Genomic DNA, 23,312 nt, shown 5'->3' with positions numbered 1-23,312 from the left:
ATTCGGCGCGCATCGAGAAACAACGCCTTCGTTTTTGAGATGATCGAGAGGAATTTTCTCGATCTCACGCGGCTACGCGTAAACCCGAGGCGAAGTGCCGCGCGTTCCAGCGCGATTTGGGACTAACCTGAACGACTCGAAAGCCGAGGAAAACGACGCCGATGAAGCTCTACTACTGGCCGAAGACGCGCGCCTTCCGCGCGCTGTGGATGCTCGAAGAAATGCGCGTCCCGTATCAGCTCGAGTTCGTGAACATCCGCGCGGGCGCGCAGAACGATCCGAATTTCTGCCGCGTCAATCCGATGTCGAAACTGCCGGCGCTGGAAGACGGCAGCGTGCGCGTGGCCGAATCGGGCGCGGTGCTGCTCTATCTCGCGGACCGGTATCCGGAATGCGGCCTTGGCGTGCCGCTTCACGATCCGGCGCGCGGCCGCTTTCTTCAGTGGATGTTTTTCACCGGCTCATGCCTGGAGCCGGCGATGGCCGAGCGCGTGACCGGCGCGCCAGGCAATACCGTGAGCTTCGGCTGGGGCGATCTGGGGCGCGTCGAGCACGCGATCGAGAGCGCGCTGGAAGAAGGGCCGTGGCTGCTCGGCGATCAATTCACCGCCGCCGATATTCTCGCGGCGAGCACGCTGCAGATCGCGTTCATCGCGAAGCTGATCGAGCCGCAGGGCGTGCTCTTCGATTACGTCGAGCGCTCGCTTGCGCGGGAAGGCCACGAGCGCGCGTCGGCGATCGATCATCGCGAGGCGGAGCGGCTGGCGCTCAAGCCTCACGTGGGCGTGGCGCACGGCGCGGAAGAGTCGCGGCCGTAAGCCGGCTAGCGGGGCGAAGATCAGGGAAACGCGCGCGGCTTCGGAATGCCCGCGCCGGCTTCGATATCCGACACGGCGCGCTGGTGAGCGAGCTCGATCGCCTCGGCCTGGTCCGTGAGACCGTCGTCGCCGCCGACCGTCGTCCACGCCTGGACTGCCTTGTCGTGATGCCGGATCTCGTACTCCGCGTCCCAGCGCGAGCCTTGGAGCTCGACCGGCCTCACGTGGATCGAGTAGACGCCGTAAAGGAAGACCTGCTCAGGCATGATGCCCTCCGATGCAGCCGGGAGGCGCCGCGACGCGAAGCGAACCGCGCCGCGCGCCGATGCGGCCGCCTACAGTTCGATTTCCCCGAGGATGCGGTGCGCGAGCGCGCGCGCTTCGTTGAGCGCTTCTTCTTCGTTCTCCGATGTGGCTTCCACTTCGTAGAGTGTCGCATCGGCCGCCTCGCCGTCGTCGCGCGTCAACGAGACGAGCCCCTGGAACTGCCCGTCATCGAGGGCGCGCACGCCGATCGTCGCGGTATAGATGCCTTTCGTATAGGTGGTGTCTTCCATGTTGGATTCGCCTCCGGCAAGGACGAATCCATGCTAGCACGCTGATATGTAACGCGTGCGACGGTTATTTCAGTAACTCCTCGACCTCTTCCAGCGAGGGCGAATGCGCGCCCGAATGACGACACGCCGCCGCGCCCGCCGCGAGCGCGAACTTCAGATGATCGGGCCACTCGCCGTGGCGCGCCATGAGGCTGTAGAGCAGGCCGCCGATGGACGCATCGCCCGCGCCGACCGTATCCGCCACTTCGACGCTCGGCGGACGCGCGCTGTACTGATTATCCCCGGCGTAGAGCGTCGCTTGCGCTGAGCCGCGCGTGACGAGCACGGTGGCCTGCGGATTCATCGAACGGACCTTCGCGAGCGCGTCCGCCTCCGGCATGCCCTTGAAGAGCATGTGCAGGTCTTCGTCCGACACCTTGATGAGATCGGCAAGCCCCGCCATGTTGCGCAGGATCGGCTCGTAGCCGTGCTCCATCAGGTTGCGATAGTTCGGATCGAAGCTGATCTTCACGCCGTGATCGCGCAGTCGCCCGGCGAGCCCGGCGAGCGTGGCGCCGAGCGGCTGGCGCACGAGGCTGATGCAGCCGAAATGCGCCCACTTCACGCGCTCCATCCAGCCTTGCGGCAGCTTCGACGGATCGAACGCGAGATCCGCGCCGTTCTCGCCCATGAAGTAGTACGTCGGCGGCTGCGTCTTGTGGACGATCGCGAGCAGCGGCGGGCGCTCGACGCGCTGCATGAAGCGCATGTCGAGCCCCGATGCGACGCTCGCTTCCCACAGGTCGTCCGAGAAGTTGTCCACGCCGAGCGAGCCGGCGCAGGCGGTAGGCAGGCCGAGCCGCGCGACCGCGCGCGCCACGTTCCAGCCCGCGCCCCCCGGGCGCGAGAGCCAGCTCGACACGTCCGTGCGAATCATGTCGGTGAGGATGTCGCCGGCGGAGACGAATTGCGGGAAGCTTGCTTGTTCGATTGCCATTTTTTCACCGTGTGTTGCGTGATAAAGCCAGCGCGTTCAGCACTTCGTAGCACGCGCCCATCGTGTGATAGTCGGTCTTGCCGGCGGGACTCTTCTCATCGCCGTACTTGCGGTTGTCGCACGTGAGGATGCGATACCACGCGCCGTACCGGTGATCGACGAAATGCGCCCAGCTGTAGCGCCAGAGTTCGTCGTAGCAATCCCAGAAGCGCTCGCGGCCTGTGCGCGCGCCGAGCAGCGCCGCCGCCGCGAAGCTTTCCGCCTGCACCCAGAAGTATTTGTCGTGGTCGCAGATCGTGTCGTCGGGGCCGAAGCCGTAATACAGACCGCCGTGGCGGCTGTCCCAAGCGCGGCTGAAGCCCGCGTCGAACAGTTCGACGGCGCGCGGCGCGAGCCACGGCAGCGCGCGATGCCGCTCGAGAATCAGCAGAAGCTTCGCCCATTCGGTCTGATGACCCGGCTGAAAGCCCCACGGACGGAAGATGTTCGAGCTGTCCGATTCGTTGTAGTGCCAGTCGACCGACCAGTCGCGGCGAAAGTGCTCCCAGACGAGCCCATGCGAGAGCTTCGCCTGACGCAGCGTGATGTTGCCGGCGATCTTTTCCGCGCGATCCAGATAGATGACGTGGCCGGTCGCCTCATAGGCCGCGAGCAGCGCCTCGGTCGCGTGCATGTTCGCGTTCTGCCCGCGATAGTCCGAAAGCTGCCAGTCGGGCGTGGCTTCGTCGGCGTAGAGGCCGGCGTCGGCGTCCCAGAAGCGGCGCTCCATCAGCGCGAAGGTTTCGTCGATCATCGGCTTCGCTTCGTCGATGCCGGCCATCGCCGCGTGCGCGCACGCGAGCAGCACGAAGGCCATGCCGTAGCAGTGGCGCGTGCCGTCGAGCGTGCGCTTGCGGCCGTCGCGCCAGTCGATTTCCCAGTCGTAGCCTTCGTGCTGGGCGTCCCAGTGCGCGTCGCGCAGGAATTCGAACGCGTGGCGCGCGTCGTCCTGATAGCGCGCATCGCCGAAGTGACGGTACGCCATCGCGTAATTGAAGACGAAGCGCGTGCTGCTGACGAGATGGCGCGTCGTGCGGTCGTAGACGCTGCCGTCGTCCTTGAAGAAATGAAAGAAGCCGCCGGACGGGTCGCGCGCATTGGGCGCATAGAACGCGAGCGTGTCGCGCACGTGCGAGAGCAGGAAGTCGCGGCTGCGGAAGTCGATCGCGCGTTCTGCTGGCGCTTCTTCCGCGATGGCAGGTGAGGCGGTCATGTTCATGGCGTGCTGATGTCCTGTTTCGCGCCCGAGCTCGCGCGGGCGACGAAGTTGACTGCAACGAGCGTGTCGGCCTGACTCGGCGGCCCCGATTGGTCCTCCAGCAGCAATTCGACGCCGCGCCGCCCGAGCGCTTCCTTGTCGACGGTCACGGTCGAGAGCGGCGGCGTGCTCTGCGCGGCGGCCGGAATATCGTCGAAGCCGACGAACGCGACGTCCTCCGGCACGCGCAGCCCGTGCGCGAGACAGACACGCATCGCGGCGAGGGCCGCTGCATCGTTATAGGCGAAAACTGCGTCGGGCAGCGGACTGGATTGCGCGCGGGCGTCCGCGATCAGGCGCTCCATGGCGTCGGCGGCGGCGAGATCGGCGGGCAGGCCCGGCAGCGTCACGATTTCGAGCGTGGGATCGAAGAGCAGGCCCGCATCGAAATACGCCTTGCGATAGCCGAGCGCGCGCTGCGCGATGCTGTGATGCGCGAGCGACCCGCCGATGAACGCGACGCGCCGCCGTCCGAGCGCGAACAGATGCTGCATCGCGAGCGAGGCGCCTTTCACGTTGTCGATGTTGACCGAGCGGAAGCCCGGCGCGCGCAGGTCGATCAGCACGGTCGGGCGCGCGAGCGAATGAAGATGGGCGAGCAGTTCCGGCTCGACGAAGCCCGCGACTGCGATGGCGTCGGGCGCGTGCAGGCGCATCTGCTGCGCGAGATCCTGGGTCGGGCCGGCGGTAAGCACGGACGGCACGAGCCGCCGCTCGCGGCACGCTTCCTCGAAGCCGTGGAGCACATGCGAGAAAAACGGGCTGACGGCGAAATTGTTGTGCTGCCGATGCAGCAGAAACGTCACGCGACGGATGCGCGTGCGCAACTGTCCGGAGTCGTAGCCAAGTTTCTGGGCGACCTCGACGACGCGTACGCGCGTCGCTTCGGACAAGCCCGGTTGATTCTTGAGCGCGCGCGAAACCGTCCCGATCGAGACGCTTGCCGCGCGCGCGACATCGCGAATGGTGGTGGCCATCGTGGTGTTTTCTGTCTCCGCCTGTTGTCCGGCTGTCGTTCCGGCGGCGCGATGTTTATCGCGACCGACGAATCAGCTCGTTCGGGGCGATTGTATAGTAAAACCATGCCGCGATTGCCCTGCTCAGGCTTGGAGAAAACCCGTAGAGCCTTGTCGTATATGAGATTTCTTGCGATTTGTTTGTTTAGTAAAATTAAGGAAACACTATGCAGGCGTTTCACGCAGATAGACGGATCTTGGGTCCGTGGCCCACACGTCGAGCACCAGATCGTCGTCCCAGTAATGACAGAGCAGCGGAAGACTCATGCGGCCGCGCAACTTCGCATGCACTTCGTCGCCGGCCTGGCTCCATCCTTCGATGGGCCGACGCCAATGACACGCGACGACAGCGCCGTCAGTCGACAAGGTCCGGCGTATGTGCTCGACGATATGCCATAGCTGTGGCTCGTCAAGGTAATAGCCGATCTCGCTGACCACGACGAGATCGAACTTGCCCGCTGGCCAGACGTCGGGGACCAACATCGGCTCCGCCTTCACATGCGGAAATTCGGCGACGCGCCGGCGCGTGAGCGCGACCGCGTCTTCGGAAATGTCTGTCGCGATGAGTTCCTCGCAACGCGCGGCGAGCAGCGCAGTCAACTCGCCGTTGCCGCAGCCGGGCTCGAAAGCGCGCGCATAGCGTTCGTGGGGAAGCGAGGCGAGCGTGAGCGCCCGCTTGCGCCGTTCATACCAGCGCCCCCTGATCTTCCAGGGATCGTCGCTGTCTCGATACAGACTATCGAAGTACTGCTTAGTATTGTTGTTGTCGGTTTTCACATCAGGACGACTTCGAAAGGCCGGGTCAGCCGGGCCAGCACATGCGCGGGCAGGACCGCCGCCTGACCTGTTGTTGCGTCGGGTTCGAGTTGGCTCCTGAAAGCCTGCACGGCTCGAAGCTTTCGGGCGTGCGTGTCTTCGTCGAGAACGATGCGGCGAGCACGGCTCCATGGCACGCGCGTGTCGTCCGGCGACGCCCAGTGCCATGTCCAGAGCGGCACTTCCACGCACGGCAGTTCGAGCGCGCTGACCGCGGAATGAGCGGCGCGCCCGGATGCCTCGTGGTCGGGATGTCCATCGTAGCGCCAGGTGACGAAAACGATATCGCTTGGTTGAAGATGCCTGGATAGACGTTCTGATAAAGCCGGCTCGAAATGTCTTCCATCGCCGTCCTTGAGGCCGAGCCGGACCACCTGGACCTGACGCAGATGCAGGCGCTGCAACGCCTCTCTCGTTTCCTGGGGGCGCACGCTTGCAAGCCGTTCCGGTGGCCACTCGCGGGAATCGGGGTGGCTCGCAGTGCCGTCCGTTACCGCGATGATGAGAATGTTCCGGTTGATTTCCGAGAGCCGCGCGAGCAGTCCACCGATGCCAAGCACTTCGTCGTCAGGGTGCGGCGCAACGACGACAGCTCGCGCGCCGAGCGGCACCAGTTCCCCCGGGGCGACCTCGGGCAGCGCATTGAGGCGCGTCGACCCCTGCCAGGCGGCTTCGAGCGTTCCCTCGCCGGATATCTTGCGGCTGCGGACGCTTCGGCCTGTCAGCGCTCGCGTGCTCACACTTGCCATGAGATCCCTTCCTCCGCGAGCATGCGCTCGGCGAGCGATGCTTCATCCCGCTCGGCGTGGCTTTGCCGAATGAATACCGGCAAATCAGCCATCAACTGCGCGAAATGCGCGTCACGGCACAGCGGTCCCGCGCCGAGCGACCGGCCGGCGCGCTCGATGACGCACGTCGCCGCATGCTCCGCCGCGAGGCGCGCGCGAATCGCATGTGTCATGGCGTCGGCTTGCGGCGCGCGGTCGATGAAAGCCGCGGTCTCGCGCAGCAGCGCGGCCGTGGCGCGCAGCGTCGTGTCAATCGCGCCGAGATGCGCGAGCTTGTGCGGACCGCTGCGGCGCCGTGCGTCGCGCGCGACGAATTCCGCGATTCCGGCGGCCGCGCCGAACCAGCACGCGGCGATTCCCGCACCGCCTTGCCAGAATCCGGGGCGCTCGAGATAGGCGCGCGGCGGGCCGATGGGCCGCGCCAGCACCTGCTCGAAACGCACGTCCACGCTCGCGCTCGCCTGCATGCCGACCGCATGCCAGCCTGAATCGGTGACGCGCACGCCGGGATGACCCAGGTCGACCGCGGCGAGCACGGGTTCGTTCCACTCGTTCCAGGCCGTCACGAGCGCGCGCGTGACCGATGCCGCGCCGGAGCACCACGCCTTCGTGCCTTGCAGCAGCAGCGTTTCCGCGCCACGGTCGCCCAATGCCGACAGCCGTGCGCTCGGCGGCTCGGCCGCCCACACGGCCCATGCGCTGCCTTCTCCCAGCTCCTCGGCGCCGAGTTCGGCGAGGATCGCGAGGGCATCCGTATGGCCTTCGTACAGCTTAACGAGCGACAGGTCGAACTCGGCCACCGCGCCGAGCGCGCGCCACCGCTCGACGGTCTCGCCGCGACCGGGCAAGGGCAGCCGATCGAGCCGCTCGTCGATCAGGGCGCGCAGCGCACGGCCCGCGGCTGCCGCGCTGCCTCGCTGAAATGGCATCGCGCCGAGGAAGTCGCGCAAGGCGGCTGCCGTCGGGCGATGGGCGCTGATGGTCGAGGCTGGGATCGACATGACGTGGTTCATCGTTCCTGCCCTGGCCGACGTGGGGCGAGTTGTGTCCGCATGGCTGGTCCTCTGTCCTTTTCTGCCTGGTTCTGAACACGAGTGTGGCAAGCGACATGCCCGGCCGCCATTAGGCAAGAAGACATAGGCCAAAGCGCCGGACGCGAGGCAGGCGACATTCGCGCATCGATGCGAAAGCGCAGGTTTTTTGTGCCTATGCCATTCGGACGAATCGACGCCGGCGCGCCGTCGGCGTCAAATGATGCAAAGGCCGCACGCGGCGGCCTTGGTCAGAGGAAGGGAAGGTGAAGCTAGGATCAGCGGCGTGCAGGCGCAGCGACGCTCTTGCTTTCGCGCGCCGTTTCGGCGGCGGTCTTGCGCGAGCCCCAGCGCTGCGCGAGCACCGCGCACACCATGAGCTGGATCTGATGGAAAAGCATCAGCGGAAGAACCACGGTGCCCACCGCGTGCGACGCGAAGATCACTTTCGCCATCGGAATGCCGGAAGCAAGGCTCTTCTTCGAGCCGCAGAAAATGATGGTGATCTGGTCCGCGCGGCTGAAGCCCAGTCGCTTGGCCGTGAACGCCGTGATGAAAAGCGCCGCCGCCAGCAGGAGGATGTTTACCGCCACCAGGCCCGCGAGCGTCGAAAGCGAGATCGAATGCCAGATGCCTTCGTTCACGGCCTCGCTGAAGGCGACATACACGACGAGCAGGATCGAGCCCTGATCGACGAACTTGAGGATCGCGCGGTACCGGTCGATCCACGCGCCGATCGCCGGCCGCAGCAGTTGACCGGCGATGAAGGGCACGAGCAGTTGCAGGGTGATGTTGCCGACCGTATGCCACGGCGAGCCGGTGGTCGCGCCGTGATTGCTCACGACGAGCCCCACGAGCGCCGGCGTGATGAAAATGCCGAGCAGGCTCGAGGCGGACGCGCTGCACACTGCCGCCGGCACGTTGCCCTTGGCCATGGACGTGAACGCGATCGACGATTGCACGGTCGACGGCAGCGTGCACAGGAAGAGGATGCCGGTATACAGCGCGGGCGTGACGAGCGGCGTCAACACCGGCTTGAGCGCGAGCCCGAGCAGCGGGAACAGCGCGAAGGTGCTCAGCAGGACGACGAGGTGCAGCCGCCAATGGGTCGCACCGGCGACGATCGCCTCGCGCGAAAGTTTTGCTCCGTGCAGGAAGAACAGCAAGCCGATGGCGATATTCGTGATCCAGTTGAACGCGACCGCCGCACTGCCGCGACAGGGCAGGAAACTGGCGAGGATGACGGTGCCGACGAGCGCCAGCGTGAAATTGTCGGGAAGAAGTTTTGGCCTTGCCATTCAGAGTCTCGCACTTGGACATGCCGGACTGAGCTGTTCGGCGTTCCCGGCGTCAAGTCAGGAAAACCATGATTTTCGCCCGTAGCCGATTAAATTGGCAAATTCATTTACTGGATCGATTGATTACCAAATCGCATGAAAGCTCCGGAAGAGTTGAGCCAGATCAAAGGTGCAGAAACAGCAACATTCGGGCCGTTCGCAGGTCATTTTGTGGTCTCCGAAATTCGTCTGCCCAACAGAACTTTCGTCACATGATTTCGCCGTCCAAATCACGCAGCCAAGGCGAAAAACTCTGACGTAACATGGCGTTACAACCATCGAGCAGGCCTAACACTTTTTGGCTCGACTGCCGCCGCGGCGCGAAATAAATTGTTGGATACACCGGTTGGCGGGTTTTGCGCGTCGCATGAGATGCCATAGCCCGAATGCTCCGACTACGGCCGGTTGTCCGACTGAATTGCAGCCTCCGCTGCGAATGCCACGGACGAGGATAAGGGTCGGACACAGGCAGTTTCGACATGGTGCTCACTGGCTTTCGCAAGACTACCCGGCTTTTCGTATCCGCTGCGCTCGGCGCGCTGGCGGTGGCGGGTTCGCTCGCCCTTGCGGGGCCGCGCGCCGAGTGGCTGTCGTCGGCGGTGTTCGACGATTCCGCCAGCAGCCGGCAATCGTTGCACTACACGCCCGTCGCTGCAAAAGACGGTCTGACGCCCGTGAGCGCGGAAGTGCGTCCGGGTCCGCGTGCCGACCAGGCCGCTCCCATGCGCGGTGCGGGTTCCATCCGCGCCGACATCACGCGCTACAACGAAGAGCGCGGTCTGTCGCGCCCGCCCGGCCGTCCGGCGGACGATAGCCACGCGCCGGCCAATGCGAACTATCGCAACTGATTACCGCAACTGATCCTCCCGCGCCTTCCTGAGTAAAAACAGCAGGGAGCGCATGGCGACACGTTCATCCGCGGAACGTAAAAATATTTTCACGTCCAGTTCCGCTGTCGCGATGACGTAATCACGCCACAGTTACGCATCGATGTCCTCTTAAACATTCCGCTCTTTTTTCCGTGCACGGACAATGCGCCCTGCACGGAGAAATGTCGTTTTTCCGATTCTTCCGGTTGGCTTTCGACGCTCGAACGGGGAGCGTCGGCACTGGCTGCGCGCCGGCGCAAATCGCAAGGCGACCGGCGCGCGCGTGCGATCAAGCGCGCCTTGTCCCATGTGTGCAGGGCCGGAAGTATCCGAACCGCTATACCCGCAATAACCAAAAACATTTTTGACCGGAGAAATGGTCCGTAAAGATGGTGCCGCTCCACACGCGATGCCTTTCTCGCCCAAAAAACCGTCAGGCCGGTCAGACGAGGCGAGTGCAACGCTCCTCGCCCGCCAAGCCTTCAATTTTCGACAAAAGACAGGAGAGTTCATGAAGCCAACCGTCAACCGTGCGCCGAAGACTACGGTGAAAGCAACGGTCAGGGCCACCGCAGTTGCCGCAGCGATGCTCGGCCTATTCGCGGCGGGGTCCGCGCAAGCGCAATCGAGCGTATCGCTTTACGGGCAGGTCGACGAATGGGTCGGCGCCACCAAGTTTCCGGGCGGCGATCGCGCATGGAATGTGAGCGGCGGCGGCATGTCGACGTCGTACTGGGGCATGAAGGGAGCAGAGGATCTGGGTGGCGGCTACAAGGCCATCTTCACGTTGGAAAGCTTCTTTCGCGCGCAGAACGGCCAGTACGGCCGCTTCCAGGGCGATACCTTTTTCGCGCGCAACTCGTATGTCGGCATTCAAGGTCCGATCGGCACGTTCACGGCTGGCCGTCTGACCACGCAGCTCTTCGTCTCGACGATTCTCTTCAACCCGTTCGTCGACTCGTACGTCTTCTCGCCGATGGTCTACCACGTGTTCCTGGGTCAGGGCACGTTCCCGACCTACACGACGGACCAGGGCGTGACGGGCGACTCGGGCTGGAACAACGCGGTTCAGTACACCTCGCCTGATTTCAACGGCCTGTCGGGCAGCGTGATGTACGCGTTCGGCAACAACGCCGGCGACGGCCGCTCGAAGAAGTACAGCGCGCAGTTCCTGTACTTCCACGGCCCGTTCGCGGCGACCGGCGTCTATCAGTACGTGAATTTCAACAACACGCCGGGGGATCTGCCCACGTCGAATGCCTTCACGATTCCGGGCTTCAAGAGCCAGAGCGTCGCGCAGCTGGGCGCGTCGTACGACCTGAAGTTCGTCAAGTTCTTCGCACAGTACATGTACACGAAGAACGACATCGATGTGGGCACGTTCCACGTCAACACCGGGCAGGGCGGCGTGACCGTGCCGCTCGGCCCGGGCACGGTGATGGCGTCGTACGCGTACTCGCGCAGCAACGGCGGCCTCGACCAGACGCACAAGAGCTGGGCGCTCGGCTACGACTATCCGCTGTCGAAGCGCACCGACGTCTACGCGGCATACCTGAACGACAAGTACACGAGCATGTCGTCGGGCGATACGTTCGGCGTCGGCATCCGCGCGAAGTTCTGATCGAACAAGGCGAGCACCAGACGAAAACACCGCGCCCGGGCGCGGTGTTTTCGCTTCTGCATCAGGGAAAAATCAGCCGATCGCGAGCCGCGTCTTCGCGTCGTCGTACTCGCGCTTCAGCCGCGCGACCAGTTCGGCGACGCTGGGCACGTCGTTCATCAGCCCGACGCCTTGCCCCGCGCCCCAGATGTCCTTCCACGCCTTCGCCTTGCTCGTGCCGTCTCCGAAGTTCATCGCGGTCTTGTCGGAGAGGGGCAGCGCGTCAGGATCGAGCCCCGCGCTGACGATGCTCTCGCGAATGTAGTTGCCGTGCACGCCGGTGAACAGATTCGTGTAGATGATGTCGGCCGCGCTCGCATCGATGATCGCGCGCTTGTAGTTTTCCTGCGCGTGCGCCTCCTTCGTCGCGATGAAGCGCGTGCCCATGTAGGCGAGGTCCGCGCCCATCGCCTGCGCGGCGAGAATCGAGCCGCCGTTGGCGATCGCGCCCGACAGCACGATGGGACCGTCGAAAATGCGCCGCACTTCGCCGACGAGCGCGAACGGCGACGTCGTGCCCGCGTGGCCGCCCGCGCCCGCCGCGACGAGTATCAGGCCATCCACGCCCGCCTCGAGCGCCTTCTGCGCGTGCCGCAGATTGATGACGTCATGCAGCACGATACCGCCATACGAATGCACCGCGTCGATCATCTCCTTGACCGGCGCGCGCAGGCTCGTGATGAAGATCGGGACCTTGTGCTCGACGCACACGCGCACGTCCTGCTCGAGCCGCGCGTTGGACTGGTGAACGATCTGGTTGACCGCGATCGGTCCGATGACCGCATCGGGATTCGCCGCCTTGTGCTCGGCGAGCGACGCCTGGATTTGCGTGAGCCATTCGTCGAGCAGTCCGGCGGGGCGCGCGTTCAGCGCGGGAAACGAGCCGACGATGCCCGCCTTGCATTGCGCGAGCACGAGCTCCGGATAACTGACGATGAACATCGGCGAGCCGACGACCGGCAACGCGAGGTGCTGCAGGATGGCGGGTAATGCCATGGCACGAATCTCCTGAGGGTGTGCTGTGCAGCGTTGACGCAATTCTACGAGCGTCGCGCGGGAATCGGCACGCACGATCACAGCAACGAACGATCGTTCGATTATAAGCAAAGCACACTTCATGGCACTTGGGGCGTTCCCGAAGTAGTCCTCGGTCTCCACATTTGCGCGGCTGCGGACGCATGAGCAATCGTGCGCCCGCGCCTACAATAATCCGCAACGCCACGAACAAGAAAACATCATGTCTTTCGAAGGCTACGAGCCGTTTCGCGTCGATGCGGAGGGCATCGAAATCGTCGGAATGAAAGGCGGAGACGGACCGCCGCTGCTGCTCCTGCACGGACACCCGCAAACCCACGAGATCTGGCACAAATGCGCCAACGAACTCGCGAAGCATTTCACGGTGATCGCCACGGATTTGCGCGGCTATGGCGCATCGGGCAAGCCGAAGAGCGATGGGCGCCACACGCCGTATTCGAAGCGCGCGATGGCGGCGGACCAGGTCGCCGTGATGCGCCATTTCGGCTTCGAGCGTTTTCTCGTCTGCGCGCATGATCGCGGCGCGCGCGTCGCGCATCGCATGGCGATGGATTTCCCCGACGCGGTCGATCGTCTGATGCTGCTCGATATCGCGCCGACGCTCGCCATGTACGAAGCCACGGACCGCGAGTTCGCGACCGCGTACTTCCACTGGTTCTTTCTGATTCAACCGTCGCCGCTGCCCGAACTGCTGATCGGCGGCAATCCGAATGCGTATATCGATCGGGTGATGGGCAACCGTCATGCGGGCCTCGCGCCCTTCGCGCCGCATGCGCTGCAGGCGTATCGCGACGCGCTGGCGTCGCCCGGCGCCATCTTCGCGATGTGCGAGGACTATCGCGCGTCGGCGGGCATCGACCTCGAGCACGATCGCGCCGATCTCGAGCGCGGGCTGAAGATCGCGTGTCCGATGCGCGTGCTGTGGGCCAAGGAAGGCGTGATCGAGCGATGCTTCGATGCGCTCGCGGAATGGCGGCGCGTCGCACGCGACGTGAGCGGCCGCGCGCTGCCGTGCGGGCACTATATTCCCGAGGAGCAACCCGATGCGCTGCTCGCCGAAATGCTGGCGTTCTTCGAGGCCGATGCGCCCTGAAACCCGCGCCGGCTCTCGATCTTACGCGGGTATAGGTGGCCGTTAAAGTTTTGTAGGGAAAGCACCGATGCACGTGAAAAAGTGTCGCGTTACGATACGCTGGACGTTGATCACGTCCATATGATTCCGCCGCTTGCCGTAGCTGACAAGCGGCTTTCTTTTTGGCGTTCACTCCGCCCCCGGCTCGATTCAAACCACCGACACGGTTTCTCCGTCCACCGTCACCGAGCCGCCGCGCGCCAGTTCTCCGATCATCTTTTCCAGCAGCGCGCGCCGTTCGCCCGGCGGCGCGAGCGCGTCGGCGGCGGCGCGCATCGAGCGGGCCTGTTCAGTCATCGAGAGCAGCGCGTCGAACGTCATGGCGCGCACTTCCATCAGCTTGAAGACGATCAGCACCTTGAGCGCGTTCTTCGCATTGCGCGCGGGATCGGCTCGCAGGTAGTCGAGCCGCGAGTACGCGGCGTCGAGCGCCCGCGCGACGTCCGTGAATGGCGCGCCGTGGCCTGGAATCACGACATCCACGTCGAGACGCGAAATCAGATCGAGCACCGCGCGCTCCTCCGCGAAGCCGCTTTCGCCTTCAAGTTCCGGAAAGATCACGCCGAAGCCGTTTTCCCACAACGCATCCGCGCTGATGAGCACGCGCATTTCCGGGCAATGGAGCATGAGTGAATGCGGATCGTGGCCCGGCGCGCCGAGCACGCTCCAGTCGAAGCCGCCGAGCGCGAGCGTGGCACCATTTTCGAGCGTGCCCGTGAAGCCGAAGCGCTCGCAGCGCTGGCCGGTCGCGCGGAAGGTGAGCGCTTCCTCGTCCCAGTCGCGCACGGAGCGCGCTTCGCTCGCGGGAATCAGCGTGTCGCACGCGTAGGTTTGCTGAAGCAATGCGTTGCCGCCGCAATGATCCGAATGAAGATGCGTGTTGACGATCAGATCGAGCCTGCGCGCACCCAGCTTCTGCTTCACGAGCGCGAGCGTTTGCGGCGCGTGCGACGCATAGCCCGTATCGACGATCGCCGTCCCTTCCCCGCCGGCAAGGAGCACGTTGTTCGAGGAGAGCCAGCCGCGCTCGAACACCGTCGTCGATTCTCGCAGCGCTTGCGGCAGGACGTTCACGTCGCGCTCTCCTTCGGCATCACGACGATGGTCGCCGTCGCCTTCATCACCGGCTCGCCGAGCTGATTGCTCGCGCCGCCATCGAGCTTCACGAGATCGCCGTTCAGGCTCGCTTTCCACTTCGCTTCGGTGACTTGCCAGCGCATCGTGAGCACGTCGTCGGCCTTCACCGCGCGGGTCAGCTTGATGCCGAATTCGAGGCCGAGCGGCTGCGCGTCTCGCGAGAAATGCGTAGCGAGCATCGCCATCAAATGCGCGGTCGGCTGCGTGCCCGACGCGATCAGCGAACCGAAGCGGCTCGCGCGCGCGTAGGCGTCGTCGTGATGCAGCGGGTTGAGGTCGTTGACGAGCGTCGCGAAGTGCCTGATCGAATCGGGCGGCAGCGCGAGCGTCGCCTCGAACGACTCGCCGATCGTCACGATGCGCGCGCCCTGGCGACGGCTTTCGACGCGCGCGAGCACGGCGCGCTTCTCGTCGTCGTCGCAGGAGGCCCACGCGGCGATCTCGTCGATGGTTCGAAAGCAGCCATCGCAGAAGCCGGTTTGCGGATTCATGCGGCAGACGTCGACGCAAGGCGACGCCACGCCGCTCATGACTCGGCCCGCATCACGTCACGCTCTCGCGCAGCGCGACGTCGACCACCGGCGCGCCCGTCAGCTCGATCAGCTCCTGCGGGCTCAGATTGAACACCGCATGCGGATGCCCGGCCGCCGCCCACAGGCTCTCGAGCGCGAGCAGGTCCTCGTCGATCAGCGTGACGGGCGTGACCGCGTGGCCGATCGGGCACACGCCGCCGATCGCGTAGCCGGTTTTCTCGCGCACGAACCTGGCGTCGGCGCGCGCCAATGCGCCGACGCGCGCGGTGACCTTTGCTTCATCGACGCGATTCGCGCCGCTCGCGATGACGAGCACGGGGGCGTCGTCTTCCTTGCGGCGAAAGAGGATCGACTTGGCGATCTGCGCAATCGAGCAGCCGAGCCCGGCCGCTGCTTCCGCCGAGGTCTTGCCGGTTTCCGGCAGCATCACGACGGCGTGCGGATGGCCGCGTTCTTTCAACAAAAGCGCGACGCGGCGCGCGGAATCGGGTAATTGATCGATCATCGGTTTCCTTTGTCCTTCAGGCGCAGGCCGCGACGCCGTCGCGCTTCTTGGTGAAGATCGCTTTTCCGGCGCGCGATGAACTGGGCTTGCCGATAGCGCGCGAGATGAAATCGCCGATATCGACGAGCTGATCGAGATCGATGCCGGTCTCGATGCCGAGCCCGTTCATCAGGTAGACGACGTCTTCCGTCGCGACGTTGCCGGTCGCGCCCTTCGCATACGGACAGCCGCCGAGCCCGGCGACCGACGCGTGGAAGATCTCGATGCCTTCGAGCAGCGCCGCATAGATGTTGCCGACGGCTTGCCCGTACGTGTCGTGGAAGTGCCCGGACAGCCGCTCGCGCGGAAAGACCTTCGAGGCCGCCGCGAGCACTTCGCGCGTGCGCGCAGGCGTGCCGACGCCGATCGTGTCCGCGATATCGATTTCGTCGCAGCCGAGCGCCTTCATCCGCTCGACGACGTCCACGACCGATTCCACGCTCACTTCGCCCTGATACGGGCAGCCGAGCGCGCAGGAGATACTGCCGCGCAGCCGCATGCCCGCATCTTTCGCCGCCTGCGCGACCGGCTCGAAGCGCGCGATGCTCTCCGCGATGCTGCAATTGATGTTCTTCTGCGAGAACGCCTCGCTCGCCGCGCCGAAGATCACGATTTCGTCGGCTTTTGCTTCGAGCGCGGCTTCGAAGCCGCGCATGTTCGGCGTGAGCACCGAGTAGATCGTGCCCGGGCGGCGCTCGATGCCGGCCATCACGGCGGCGGCGTCGGCCATCTGCGGCACCCATTTGGGCGAGACGAACGACGTCGCCTCGACATTCACGATGCCCGCCCGCGCGAGCCGGTTGACGAGCTCGATCTTGGTTTCGGTGGGCACGAACTCCTTCTCGTTCTGCAGGCCGTCGCGCGGCCCGACTTCGACGATTTTCACTTTGGCGGGAATCATGGCTGTCTCCTTTTATCTGCGTTGCGCTCAGTATCCGCGCCTGAAATCGACGATGCCGCTGATCGGCTCGCCGCGCGCGAGCGCCTTGATCTTGCCGGCGATCTGCACGATGCTTTCCTCGCGCAGCGTTTCCGCCGAGATATGCGGCGTGACCGACACGCGCGGATGCATCCAGAACGGATGATCCTTCGGCAGCGGCTCGGTGTGGAAGACATCGAGCGTCGCGGCGGCGATCTGGCCGCTGTCGAGCGCCGCGAGCAGATCCGCATCGACGAGATGCGGGCCGCGCGCCACGTTCACCAGATACGCGCCGCGCGCAAGCCTGCCGAACGTGCGCGCGTCGAGGATGCCCTCGGTGTCGGGCGTGTGCGGCAGCAGGTTGACGAGCACCTTCACGCCGTCGAGAAATGCATCGAACCGTTCGGGGCCTGCGTGAACCTGCACGCCTTCGATCGTCTTCGGCGAGCGGCTGTAGCCGCGCACGGGCACGCCGAGCCTGAGCAACCCCTTTGCGACTTCACCGCCCAGCACGCCGAGCCCGAGCACGCCGACGGTGAACGACTCGCGCGCATGCTGCGGCAGCTTTTCCCAGCGGCTTTCGCGCTGCAGGGCTTCGTATTCGTCGAAGCGCCGCAGATAGCGCAGCACGCAGTACGTCGCGTATTCGACCATCTGCTGCGCCATGCCGGTGTCTTCGAGACGCACGAGCTTCGCGTTCGGCGGCAGCGTGCCCGGCTCCTTGCGCTCGACATCGAGAATCGCGTCGACGCCCGCGCCGAGATTGAATACCGCCTTCAGGTCGGACCGATCGGCGAAGAGCTCGCGCGGCGCGCGCCAGACGATCGCATAGTCGGCGGGTGCTGTGTCGCCCGGCTCCCATACGCGCAGATCCGCTTCCGGCAGCTCGCTTCTGAAGCCCCCGAGCCACGCGTCGATATCGGCGTTCTTTTCGTAGAAGATGATTTTCATGACCGCGTCAGTTCAGTTCAGTTCGCGTGCGCGTGTCCGCACGAGCGCTCGGTATTCTCCACGCTGACATTCTGGGCCGTCTCCGCGCGCATGCCCAGCCGCTCGATCAGCTTGCGGTCCGCTGCCGCCTGCGGATTGCTCGTCGTGAGCAGTTGGTCGCCGTAGAAGATCGAATTCGCGCCCGCGGCGAAGCACAGCGCCTGCAATGCTTCGTCCATCTGCTCGCGGCCGGCGGACAGACGCACCATCGCTTTCGGCATCGTGATGCGCGCGACCGCGATCGTGCGCACGAACTCGAACGGATCGAGCGCCTCGGTGCCGGTGAGCGGCGTGCCTTCCACCTGCACGAGATTGTTGATCGGCACCGACTCCGGGTACGGCTCCATGTTCGCGAGCTGCGAGATCAGCCCCGCGCGTTCGCGCCGCGACTCGCCCATGCCCACGATCCCGCCGCAGCACACGTTGATGCCCGCATCGCGCACGTGCTCGAGCGTGTCGAGACGATCCTGATACGTGCGCGTCGAGATGATCTGGCCGTAGAACTCCGGCGACGTATCGAGGTTGTGGTTGTAGTAATCCAGGCCCGCTTCGCGCAGGCCCTGCGCCTGGTGCGCTTCCAGCATGCCGAGCGTCACGCAGGTCTCCAGCCCCATCGCCTTCACGCCGCGGATCATGTCCTTGATCGGCTCGAGGTGGCGATCCTTCGGATTGCGCCACGCCGCGCCCATGCAGAAGCGCGTCGCGCCGTTGGTCTTCGCGACTTCGGCGGCCTTCAGCACTTCGTCGACGTCCATCAGCTTTTCCGCTTTCAGGCCGGTGTCGTGATGCACCGACTGCGGACAGTACGCGCAGTCTTCCTCGCAGCCGCCCGTCTTGATCGACAGCAGCGTGGACAACTGCACGGCGTTCGGATCGAAATGCTCGCGATGCACGGTCTGCGCGCGATACAGCAGATCGTTGAACGGCAACTCGTACAGCGCGACGACATCGGCGACGCGCCAGCGTGCGGGCGCGTCGGCTTGCGGCGCGGTTTGAGCGGCGGTGTGGGTGGCGGTTTGCTGCGTCATGGGTTCAATCCTTTTGATGAAGCTGGTCAGTCAGAATGCCGAGGTCGAGATGATCGGCGGCGCGCGCGGCATCCGGCGGCGCGAGATGCGGAATCACGCCGATGAGCGGCGCGTCGAGGCGTTGCTCGAGCGTTGCGAGATTTTCGTCGGGATAAAGCATGTCCGGATCGACGCGATTGGCGACCCAGCCCGCGAGCTTCAAACCGCGCGCGGCGATGGCTTCGGCGGTGAGCAGCGCATGGCTGATGCAGCCGAGCCGCATGCCGACGACGAGCACCACGGGCAGATTCAGCGCGACTGCGAGATCGGCGGTGTCGCGCGTGTCGTCGAGCGGCACGCGAAAGCCGCCGACGCCTTCCACGACGACGATATCCGCTTTCGTCAGCGCGATGCGATGCGCCTCGACGATCGTCGCGATGTCCAGCGTGATGCCCTCGCGCGCCGCCGCGATATGCGGCGCGATCGGCTCGCGCATCATGAACGGCGTGCGGATTTCCGGCGGCAGGGCGACGTTAGCGGCGGCGTCGAGCTGATCGGCGTCTTCGTTGTGCAGCACGCCGTCGCGCTCGATCGCGCCCGAGGCGATCGGCTTCATCGCGGCGGTGCGCATGCCGGCGCGCACGAAGCCGTGCAGCAGCGCGGAAGAGACGAGCGTCTTGCCGATTTCCGTATCGGTTCCGGCGACGAACAGGGATAAAGCGGTCATAGGCTGCCCAAGGCGTGATCGAGGCGCGCGAGATCGTCCTCGCTGTGCGCGGCGGAAAGCGAGATGCGCAGGCGCGAGGTTCCGGCCGGAACCGTCGGCGGACGGATCGCCGGAACCCAGAGGCCGTGCTGGTCGAGCGCGGCGGCGATTTCCAGTGTTTCGTCGTTGCCGCCGATGATGAGCGGCTGCACGGCGGTATGCGAATCGACGGGCATCCAGCGCGTGCGCTTGAGCATCGCGCGCGTGGTTTCGATGAGTGACGCGAGATGCGCGCGTCTTTGATCGCCTTCATCGCCCGCAATGATTTCGATGCTTTTCGACACCGCATGCGCGACCGCGGGCGCGGACGCCGTCGTGAAGATATACGGACGCGCGCGCTGAATCAGCCATTCGATGACGGTTTCATCGCCCGCGACGAACGCGCCCGACACGCCCGCCGCCTTGCCGAGCGTGCCGACATAGACGAGATGCGGCGAGCGCAGCGCATAGTGCGCGAGTGCGCCGCGTCCTTGCGGGCCGAGCACGCCGAAGCCATGTGCATCGTCGACGATGAGCCACGCGCCGTATTTCTCCGCGAGCTCGACGAGACGCGCGAGCGGCGCGATGTCGCCGTCCATGCTGAATACGGTGTCGGTCACGATGAGCTTCGTCGCGGCGCAGTCGCCTGAGGCGTCGAGCATCGCGTCGAGCGCTTCCGTGTCCGCGTGCGGATAGATCTGCGTTTCCGCGCGCGAAAGCCGCACGCCGTCGATCAGTGACGCATGGTTGAGCGCATCGGAGAACACGAGCGTGCCGCGGCCGGCGAGCGCGGTCACCACCGCGAGGTTCGCCATGTAGCCGGTGCTGAAGTAGAGCGCGCGCGGATTGTCGACGAAACCGCCCGAGAACGCGGCGAGATCGTCTTCGAGTTGCGCGTGCGCGCGCGAGTGGCCGCCGAGCAGATGCGAGCCGCCGCTGCCCGCGCCATATAGCGACGCGCCTTCCGCGAGCGCCGCGCGGATCGCTTCGTGCGCGGCGAGGCCGAGATAATCGTTGCTCGCGAAGCCGATGATCTCGCGGCCATCGACCGTCATGTGGGCGGAGCACGCGCTGTCGATCGTCTTGCGGCGGCGTCGCAGGCCGCGCGCGTCGATATCGGCCAGGCCTTGCTTCAGGGTTGCGTAGAGCGCTTGCGACGTGTTCTTCATGCCGGTGTTTTTCAAGCCGCCTCCGCAAGCGTGGCATCGAGCGTGTCGCGCGTGCGTTGCGCGAGGAGCAGGAGTTCGTCGTCGGAAAGGATGTACGGCGGCATCATGTACACCGTCGTGCCGATCGGGCGCATCAGCAATTCGCGCTTCAGTGCATTGGTGAAGAAGCGGCGCGAGAAAGTCCGGTCTTCGATCTCGACGTCGAACGCGAAGATCGTGCCGCGCTCGCGCAGATGACGCACGCGATCATGCGACGCGAGCGGCTGCAGCGCCTCGCGCAGCAGCGCCGACTTGCGTCGATTTTCCGCCAGCACGTTCGCGCTTTCGAACAGGTCGAGCGTCGCCAGCGCCGCGCGGCACGCGAGCGGATTGCCCGTGTACGAATGCGAATGGAGGAAGCCGCGCGTGACGTCGTCGTCGTAGAAGGCGGCGTAGATGTCGTCGCGCGTGAGCACGATCGAAAGCGGCAAGTAACCGCCGCTGATGCCTTTCGACAAGCAAATGAAATCCGGCCAGATTCCGGCCTGCTCGCAGGCGAAAAAAGTACCGGTGCGCCCGCAGCCGACCGCGATTTCATCCGCGATCAGGTGCACGCCGAACTCGTCGCACAGCGCGCGCAGGCGCGTGAGATACGACGCGTCGTACATCACCATGCCCGCCGCGCACTGCACGAGCGGCTCGACGATCACCGCCGCGAGATGCTTCGCCCGTTGCTCGAAGAGCGCGCGCATCGCGGCGATGGCTTCATCGACGCCGACCACGCCCGGCGACGCGACCACGTGCGCGTGACGAATCAGCGGATCGTAAGCGTCCTTGAAGATGGCGACATCGGTCACGCCGAGCGCGCCGATCGTTTCGCCGTGGTAGCTGTTCGCGAGACACGCGAACTCGCGCTTCTCGCCGTGTCCGCGATTGCGCCAGAAGTGAAAGCTCATCTTCAGCGCGATTTCGACCGCCGATGCGCCGTCGGACGCGAAGAACGCATGACCGAGCGTGTGTTGCGTGAGGGCGGAAAGACGCTCGGCCAGCTCGACCGCGGGCGCGTGCGTGCAGCCCGCGAGCATCGCGTGTTCGAGCGTGTCGAGCTGATCCTTGAGCGCCTGGTTGATGTCGTCGTTCGCGTGGCCGAACAGGTTGACCCACCACGAGCTGATCGCATCGAGATAGCGATTGCCTTGCGGGTCGTAGAGCCACGCGCCCTTGCCGCGCGCGATCGGCACGAGCGGCACGCGCTCGTGATGTTTCATCTGGGTGCACGGATGCCACACCGCGGCGAGCGAGCGGGCAACCCAGTCTTGATTGGCTTCTGTGTTCAAAAACGGCTCCCAGGCTCGCGCGCGGCGCGGGCCGGATACTTCGGGCAAGCGTCGGACGCTTGCGTTGCTGGAGAAACTGCGCCAGTCAATTATCCCTAAAACGTGCGGGAGCTTCGCTTTTCAGAAGGCTTTTGCTCCGTGCGCGCGCGCCCAACGGAAATGCGAAAACGCGCTATCCCGCGTAACTTCGTTCATTTCGACGCGTTGTCGTGCGATCGGCGGCGGAAGATGCGGGTTCGGCAAAAGCGAACGCCGGCGCGAGGGCCGGCGTTCGAAAGACGAAGAGAGCGTGTTCAGCGCGATGCGGTCTGCGTCTCGGCCGCCCGATCGTTCCAGACGACGCGATTGTTTACCGCGTAGAGCCTGCACGGATCGGTGCTCTGCCTCTGGCAGCTCGCGATCGCGACGGACATTGGATCGTCGCCGCCTTCGGCCCACGACCACGCGCCCGAATCGGACACGGCGAACGCGCGGCTCGAGTACTGCGAGAGGAAGTTGCGATACCCGGCGCGGCCGTTTTCGTCGACGTACGGAACGGCCTGGACCGAGTCGAGGCTCGCGAAGTCGGTCGCCTGCGGCATGCGCGGCTCGGAGACCTGATACTGCACGGCGGTCGGCATGCCGATCTGCGCGAGGAAGGTCTTCACGCGCGGCCACCAGATCTGCACGCCGTCGCGGTCGCCGACGAGACGATGTGCGTCGTTCTTGTAATTTCCGAAGTCGACCATGCTCGCGCGCGCACCGTGCGACGTGTAGGCGGCGTACATCTGCGAGGAGAGATCGCCTTGCCAGACCGAGTCATTGTCGCCGTAGAGCCACAGCGACGGCAGGCGCACGTGCTCGCCGTATGAGTCGAACGCATCGACGAGATTCTTTTGCCAGCCCGCGCATTCGTCCTGACGCAGGCCGCCCGAGAAGTTGATGAGGCCGCGCACGCCCGGCGCCGCCACGGCATCGCGCGCGCCGTAGGCGATGGTCGTCATGCCGCCGTGCGACGTGCCGGCGACGACGATATGCGTCTTGTCCACAAACGGCTGCTCGCTCATGTACGCAACCGTCGCGGCGACGTCCTGCGCCTGCGCGAAGCCGTTCGCCTCGACGTTGCAGCCGTGGCCGGCATACTCGCCGCCCGAGCCCGCGAAACCGCGGCGGTTCGGCACGACCACGACATAGCCGTGGCGCACGAATTCACGCGCGAGCGCGACCGGGCGATTGCGCGGCTGCGCATGCGAGTCGCCGGGGAGCTTGCCGTGATTGAAGACGATCATCGGAAACGGGCCGGCGCCGTCCGGCTTGAACACGGTCGTTTCGAGCGAGATGTCGGCTTCGGGAATCTGGATGACGGTTTCGTTCAGACCATTCGCGACGGCGGGCAGGCCGGCGTCGAACGAATCGGGAATCCGGGAAAGGGGCTGGCCGAACGCGGGAGCCTGGAGACCTTCGGACTGGCGCACGCCGCCGATCGGTTCGGCGCGCACGGCGGACGTGACGAACGACATCGCGAGCGAGCACACCATGCTGCATCCGACCAACCAGGTTCTGATCGCCATCCGTGAACTCCGACCGCGCTTCCAATTAAGGCGTTGATACGGCGTGACCCCAAACGTCTGATTGAAGTCA

At 65.1% G+C, this 23,312-nt stretch carries 24 protein-coding genes; 4 read left to right on the top strand and 20 right to left on the bottom strand.

Features of this window, described 5'->3' with window-relative positions; all coding sequences use genetic code 11:
• Nucleotides 1-161: 161 nt before the first annotated feature.
• Nucleotides 162-818 carry a glutathione S-transferase family protein gene (locus tag AWB83_RS23455; RefSeq protein WP_087048017.1) on the top strand — a complete coding sequence of 219 codons (657 nt, stop codon included), beginning with the start codon at nt 162-164 and terminating at the stop codon, nt 816-818.
• Between the two features lie 20 nt (nt 819-838).
• Here AWB83_RS23455 and AWB83_RS23450 read toward each other — a convergent pair whose 3' ends face one another.
• The 9 genes from AWB83_RS23450 to AWB83_RS23410 form a co-directional block, all read right to left on the bottom strand.
• A complete protein-coding gene (locus tag AWB83_RS23450; protein WP_087048016.1) occupies nt 839-1,084 on the bottom strand; it encodes a hypothetical protein in 246 nt (81 codons plus the stop codon).
• Between the two features lie 69 nt (nt 1,085-1,153).
• Nucleotides 1,154-1,375: a hypothetical protein gene (locus AWB83_RS23445; protein WP_087048015.1), complete on the bottom strand. Its 222-nt coding sequence runs from the start codon at nt 1,373-1,375 to the stop codon at nt 1,154-1,156.
• A gap of 64 nt (nt 1,376-1,439) precedes the next feature.
• Nucleotides 1,440-2,351 (bottom strand): carbohydrate kinase family protein, encoded by a 912-nt coding sequence (locus AWB83_RS23440; protein WP_087048014.1) that lies wholly within the window; start codon nt 2,349-2,351, stop codon nt 1,440-1,442.
• Between the two features lie 4 nt (nt 2,352-2,355).
• On the bottom strand, nt 2,356-3,609 hold the full coding sequence (locus AWB83_RS23435) for an AGE family epimerase/isomerase (RefSeq protein ID WP_087048013.1): 1,254 nt from the start codon (nt 3,607-3,609) through the stop codon (nt 2,356-2,358).
• Nucleotides 3,606-4,625 carry a LacI family DNA-binding transcriptional regulator gene (locus tag AWB83_RS23430; RefSeq protein WP_087048012.1) on the bottom strand — a complete coding sequence of 340 codons (1,020 nt, stop codon included), beginning with the start codon at nt 4,623-4,625 and terminating at the stop codon, nt 3,606-3,608. Before AWB83_RS23430 ends, AWB83_RS23435 begins: the two co-directional genes overlap by 4 nt.
• A 204-nt stretch (nt 4,626-4,829) precedes the next feature.
• On the bottom strand, nt 4,830-5,441 hold the full coding sequence (locus tag AWB83_RS23425; RefSeq protein ID WP_087048011.1) for a class I SAM-dependent methyltransferase: 612 nt from the start codon (nt 5,439-5,441) through the stop codon (nt 4,830-4,832).
• Nucleotides 5,438-6,229: a PIG-L deacetylase family protein gene (locus AWB83_RS23420; RefSeq protein WP_087048010.1), complete on the bottom strand. Its 792-nt coding sequence runs from the start codon at nt 6,227-6,229 to the stop codon at nt 5,438-5,440. Before AWB83_RS23420 ends, AWB83_RS23425 begins: the two co-directional genes overlap by 4 nt.
• Complete coding sequence (locus AWB83_RS23415; RefSeq protein ID WP_087048009.1) at nt 6,217-7,269, bottom strand: acyl-CoA dehydrogenase family protein; 1,053 nt, start codon at nt 7,267-7,269, stop codon at nt 6,217-6,219. The genes AWB83_RS23420 and AWB83_RS23415 overlap by 13 nt, the downstream gene beginning before the upstream one ends.
• 308 nt (nt 7,270-7,577) lie before the next feature.
• Entirely contained in the window at nt 7,578-8,597 is a 1,020-nt protein-coding gene (locus AWB83_RS23410; RefSeq protein ID WP_087048008.1) for a bile acid:sodium symporter family protein, read from the bottom strand.
• A 518-nt stretch (nt 8,598-9,115) separates the two neighbouring features.
• Here AWB83_RS23410 and AWB83_RS23405 point away from each other — a divergent pair.
• Both AWB83_RS23405 and AWB83_RS23400 read left to right on the top strand, forming a co-directional pair.
• Nucleotides 9,116-9,484 carry a hypothetical protein gene (locus tag AWB83_RS23405; RefSeq protein WP_087048007.1) on the top strand — a complete coding sequence of 123 codons (369 nt, stop codon included), beginning with the start codon at nt 9,116-9,118 and terminating at the stop codon, nt 9,482-9,484.
• 532 nt (nt 9,485-10,016) lie between these two features.
• Entirely contained in the window at nt 10,017-11,126 is a 1,110-nt protein-coding gene (locus tag AWB83_RS23400) for a porin (RefSeq protein ID WP_087048006.1), read from the top strand.
• Nucleotides 11,127-11,198: 72 nt separating this feature from the next.
• Here AWB83_RS23400 and AWB83_RS23395 read toward each other — a convergent pair whose 3' ends face one another.
• Nucleotides 11,199-12,161: an NAD(P)H-dependent flavin oxidoreductase gene (locus AWB83_RS23395; protein ID WP_087048005.1), complete on the bottom strand. Its 963-nt coding sequence runs from the start codon at nt 12,159-12,161 to the stop codon at nt 11,199-11,201.
• A 241-nt stretch (nt 12,162-12,402) separates the two neighbouring features.
• Between AWB83_RS23395 and AWB83_RS23390 the strand changes: the two genes are divergently transcribed.
• Complete coding sequence (locus AWB83_RS23390) at nt 12,403-13,293, top strand: alpha/beta fold hydrolase (RefSeq protein ID WP_087048004.1); 891 nt, start codon at nt 12,403-12,405, stop codon at nt 13,291-13,293.
• 189 nt (nt 13,294-13,482) lie between these two features.
• Here the strand turns inward: AWB83_RS23390 and AWB83_RS23385 are convergent, their stop codons facing one another.
• The 10 genes from AWB83_RS23385 to AWB83_RS23340 all read right to left on the bottom strand — a co-directional run bounded on the left by AWB83_RS23385 (nt 13,483) and on the right by AWB83_RS23340 (nt 23,242).
• A complete protein-coding gene (locus AWB83_RS23385; protein WP_087048003.1) occupies nt 13,483-14,406 on the bottom strand; it encodes an MBL fold metallo-hydrolase in 924 nt (307 codons plus the stop codon).
• Complete coding sequence (locus tag AWB83_RS23380) at nt 14,403-14,960, bottom strand: DUF1289 domain-containing protein (protein WP_244197856.1); 558 nt, start codon at nt 14,958-14,960, stop codon at nt 14,403-14,405. Before AWB83_RS23380 ends, AWB83_RS23385 begins: the two co-directional genes overlap by 4 nt.
• Before the next feature lie 52 nt (nt 14,961-15,012).
• A complete protein-coding gene (locus AWB83_RS23375) occupies nt 15,013-15,507 on the bottom strand; it encodes a YbaK/EbsC family protein (protein ID WP_087048001.1) in 495 nt (164 codons plus the stop codon).
• Nucleotides 15,508-15,523: 16 nt separating this feature from the next.
• Nucleotides 15,524-16,447, bottom strand: a complete 924-nt coding sequence (locus AWB83_RS23370) for a hydroxymethylglutaryl-CoA lyase (RefSeq protein WP_087048000.1) — start codon at nt 16,445-16,447, stop codon at nt 15,524-15,526.
• A 27-nt stretch (nt 16,448-16,474) separates the two neighbouring features.
• Nucleotides 16,475-17,416, bottom strand: coding sequence for a 2-hydroxyacid dehydrogenase (locus AWB83_RS23365; RefSeq protein ID WP_087047999.1), 942 nt, complete (start codon nt 17,414-17,416; stop codon nt 16,475-16,477).
• Between the two features lie 17 nt (nt 17,417-17,433).
• Nucleotides 17,434-18,483: a biotin synthase BioB gene (gene bioB, locus AWB83_RS23360; protein WP_087047998.1), complete on the bottom strand. Its 1,050-nt coding sequence runs from the start codon at nt 18,481-18,483 to the stop codon at nt 17,434-17,436.
• Nucleotides 18,484-18,487: 4 nt separating this feature from the next.
• Nucleotides 18,488-19,189, bottom strand: coding sequence for a dethiobiotin synthase (bioD, locus tag AWB83_RS23355; protein WP_087047997.1), 702 nt, complete (start codon nt 19,187-19,189; stop codon nt 18,488-18,490).
• Entirely contained in the window at nt 19,186-20,376 is a 1,191-nt protein-coding gene (gene bioF, locus AWB83_RS23350) for an 8-amino-7-oxononanoate synthase (RefSeq protein WP_087048090.1), read from the bottom strand. Before bioF ends, bioD begins: the two co-directional genes overlap by 4 nt.
• Before the next feature lie 11 nt (nt 20,377-20,387).
• Nucleotides 20,388-21,692: an adenosylmethionine--8-amino-7-oxononanoate transaminase gene (locus AWB83_RS23345; RefSeq protein WP_087048089.1), complete on the bottom strand. Its 1,305-nt coding sequence runs from the start codon at nt 21,690-21,692 to the stop codon at nt 20,388-20,390.
• A gap of 293 nt (nt 21,693-21,985) precedes the next feature.
• Nucleotides 21,986-23,242, bottom strand: a complete 1,257-nt coding sequence (locus AWB83_RS23340; protein WP_087047996.1) for a dienelactone hydrolase family protein — start codon at nt 23,240-23,242, stop codon at nt 21,986-21,988.
• Nucleotides 23,243-23,312 lie beyond the last annotated feature (70 nt).

It is taken from the genome of Caballeronia ptereochthonis, assembly GCF_001545075.1.
In the GTDB taxonomy this organism is placed as follows: domain Bacteria; phylum Pseudomonadota; class Gammaproteobacteria; order Burkholderiales; family Burkholderiaceae; genus Caballeronia; species Caballeronia ptereochthonis.
Note: the sequence above shows the minus strand (reverse complement) of the source record. Positions and strands in the feature narration are given on the sequence as shown.

What these genes read in the sequence shown, in the direction of transcription:
- AWB83_RS23430 (WP_087048012.1), bottom strand. Translation starts at nt 4,625, where the DNA reads ATGGCCACCACCATTCGCGATGTCGCGCGCGCGGCAAGCGTCTCGATC.
- AWB83_RS23450 (WP_087048016.1), bottom strand. Translation starts at nt 1,084, where the DNA reads ATGCCTGAGCAGGTCTTCCTTTACGGCGTCTACTCGATCCACGTGAGG.
- bioB (WP_087047998.1), bottom strand. Translation starts at nt 18,483, where the DNA reads ATGACGCAGCAAACCGCCACCCACACCGCCGCTCAAACCGCGCCGCAA.
- bioF (WP_087048090.1), bottom strand. Translation starts at nt 20,376, where the DNA reads ATGAAGAACACGTCGCAAGCGCTCTACGCAACCCTGAAGCAAGGCCTG.
- AWB83_RS23370 (WP_087048000.1), bottom strand. Translation starts at nt 16,447, where the DNA reads ATGATTCCCGCCAAAGTGAAAATCGTCGAAGTCGGGCCGCGCGACGGC.
- AWB83_RS23340 (WP_087047996.1), bottom strand. Translation starts at nt 23,242, where the DNA reads ATGGCGATCAGAACCTGGTTGGTCGGATGCAGCATGGTGTGCTCGCTC.
- AWB83_RS23455 (WP_087048017.1), top strand. Translation starts at nt 162, where the DNA reads ATGAAGCTCTACTACTGGCCGAAGACGCGCGCCTTCCGCGCGCTGTGG.
- bioD (WP_087047997.1), bottom strand. Translation starts at nt 19,189, where the DNA reads ATGACCGCTTTATCCCTGTTCGTCGCCGGAACCGATACGGAAATCGGC.
- AWB83_RS23365 (WP_087047999.1), bottom strand. Translation starts at nt 17,416, where the DNA reads ATGAAAATCATCTTCTACGAAAAGAACGCCGATATCGACGCGTGGCTC.
- AWB83_RS23415 (WP_087048009.1), bottom strand. Translation starts at nt 7,269, where the DNA reads ATGTCGATCCCAGCCTCGACCATCAGCGCCCATCGCCCGACGGCAGCC.
- AWB83_RS23405 (WP_087048007.1), top strand. Translation starts at nt 9,116, where the DNA reads ATGGTGCTCACTGGCTTTCGCAAGACTACCCGGCTTTTCGTATCCGCT.
- AWB83_RS23390 (WP_087048004.1), top strand. Translation starts at nt 12,403, where the DNA reads ATGTCTTTCGAAGGCTACGAGCCGTTTCGCGTCGATGCGGAGGGCATC.
- AWB83_RS23440 (WP_087048014.1), bottom strand. Translation starts at nt 2,351, where the DNA reads ATGGCAATCGAACAAGCAAGCTTCCCGCAATTCGTCTCCGCCGGCGAC.
- AWB83_RS23400 (WP_087048006.1), top strand. Translation starts at nt 10,017, where the DNA reads ATGAAGCCAACCGTCAACCGTGCGCCGAAGACTACGGTGAAAGCAACG.
- AWB83_RS23375 (WP_087048001.1), bottom strand. Translation starts at nt 15,507, where the DNA reads ATGATCGATCAATTACCCGATTCCGCGCGCCGCGTCGCGCTTTTGTTG.
- AWB83_RS23395 (WP_087048005.1), bottom strand. Translation starts at nt 12,161, where the DNA reads ATGGCATTACCCGCCATCCTGCAGCACCTCGCGTTGCCGGTCGTCGGC.
- AWB83_RS23445 (WP_087048015.1), bottom strand. Translation starts at nt 1,375, where the DNA reads ATGGAAGACACCACCTATACGAAAGGCATCTATACCGCGACGATCGGC.
- AWB83_RS23420 (WP_087048010.1), bottom strand. Translation starts at nt 6,229, where the DNA reads ATGGCAAGTGTGAGCACGCGAGCGCTGACAGGCCGAAGCGTCCGCAGC.
- AWB83_RS23380 (WP_244197856.1), bottom strand. Translation starts at nt 14,960, where the DNA reads ATGAATCCGCAAACCGGCTTCTGCGATGGCTGCTTTCGAACCATCGAC.
- AWB83_RS23435 (WP_087048013.1), bottom strand. Translation starts at nt 3,609, where the DNA reads ATGAACATGACCGCCTCACCTGCCATCGCGGAAGAAGCGCCAGCAGAA.
- AWB83_RS23410 (WP_087048008.1), bottom strand. Translation starts at nt 8,597, where the DNA reads ATGGCAAGGCCAAAACTTCTTCCCGACAATTTCACGCTGGCGCTCGTC.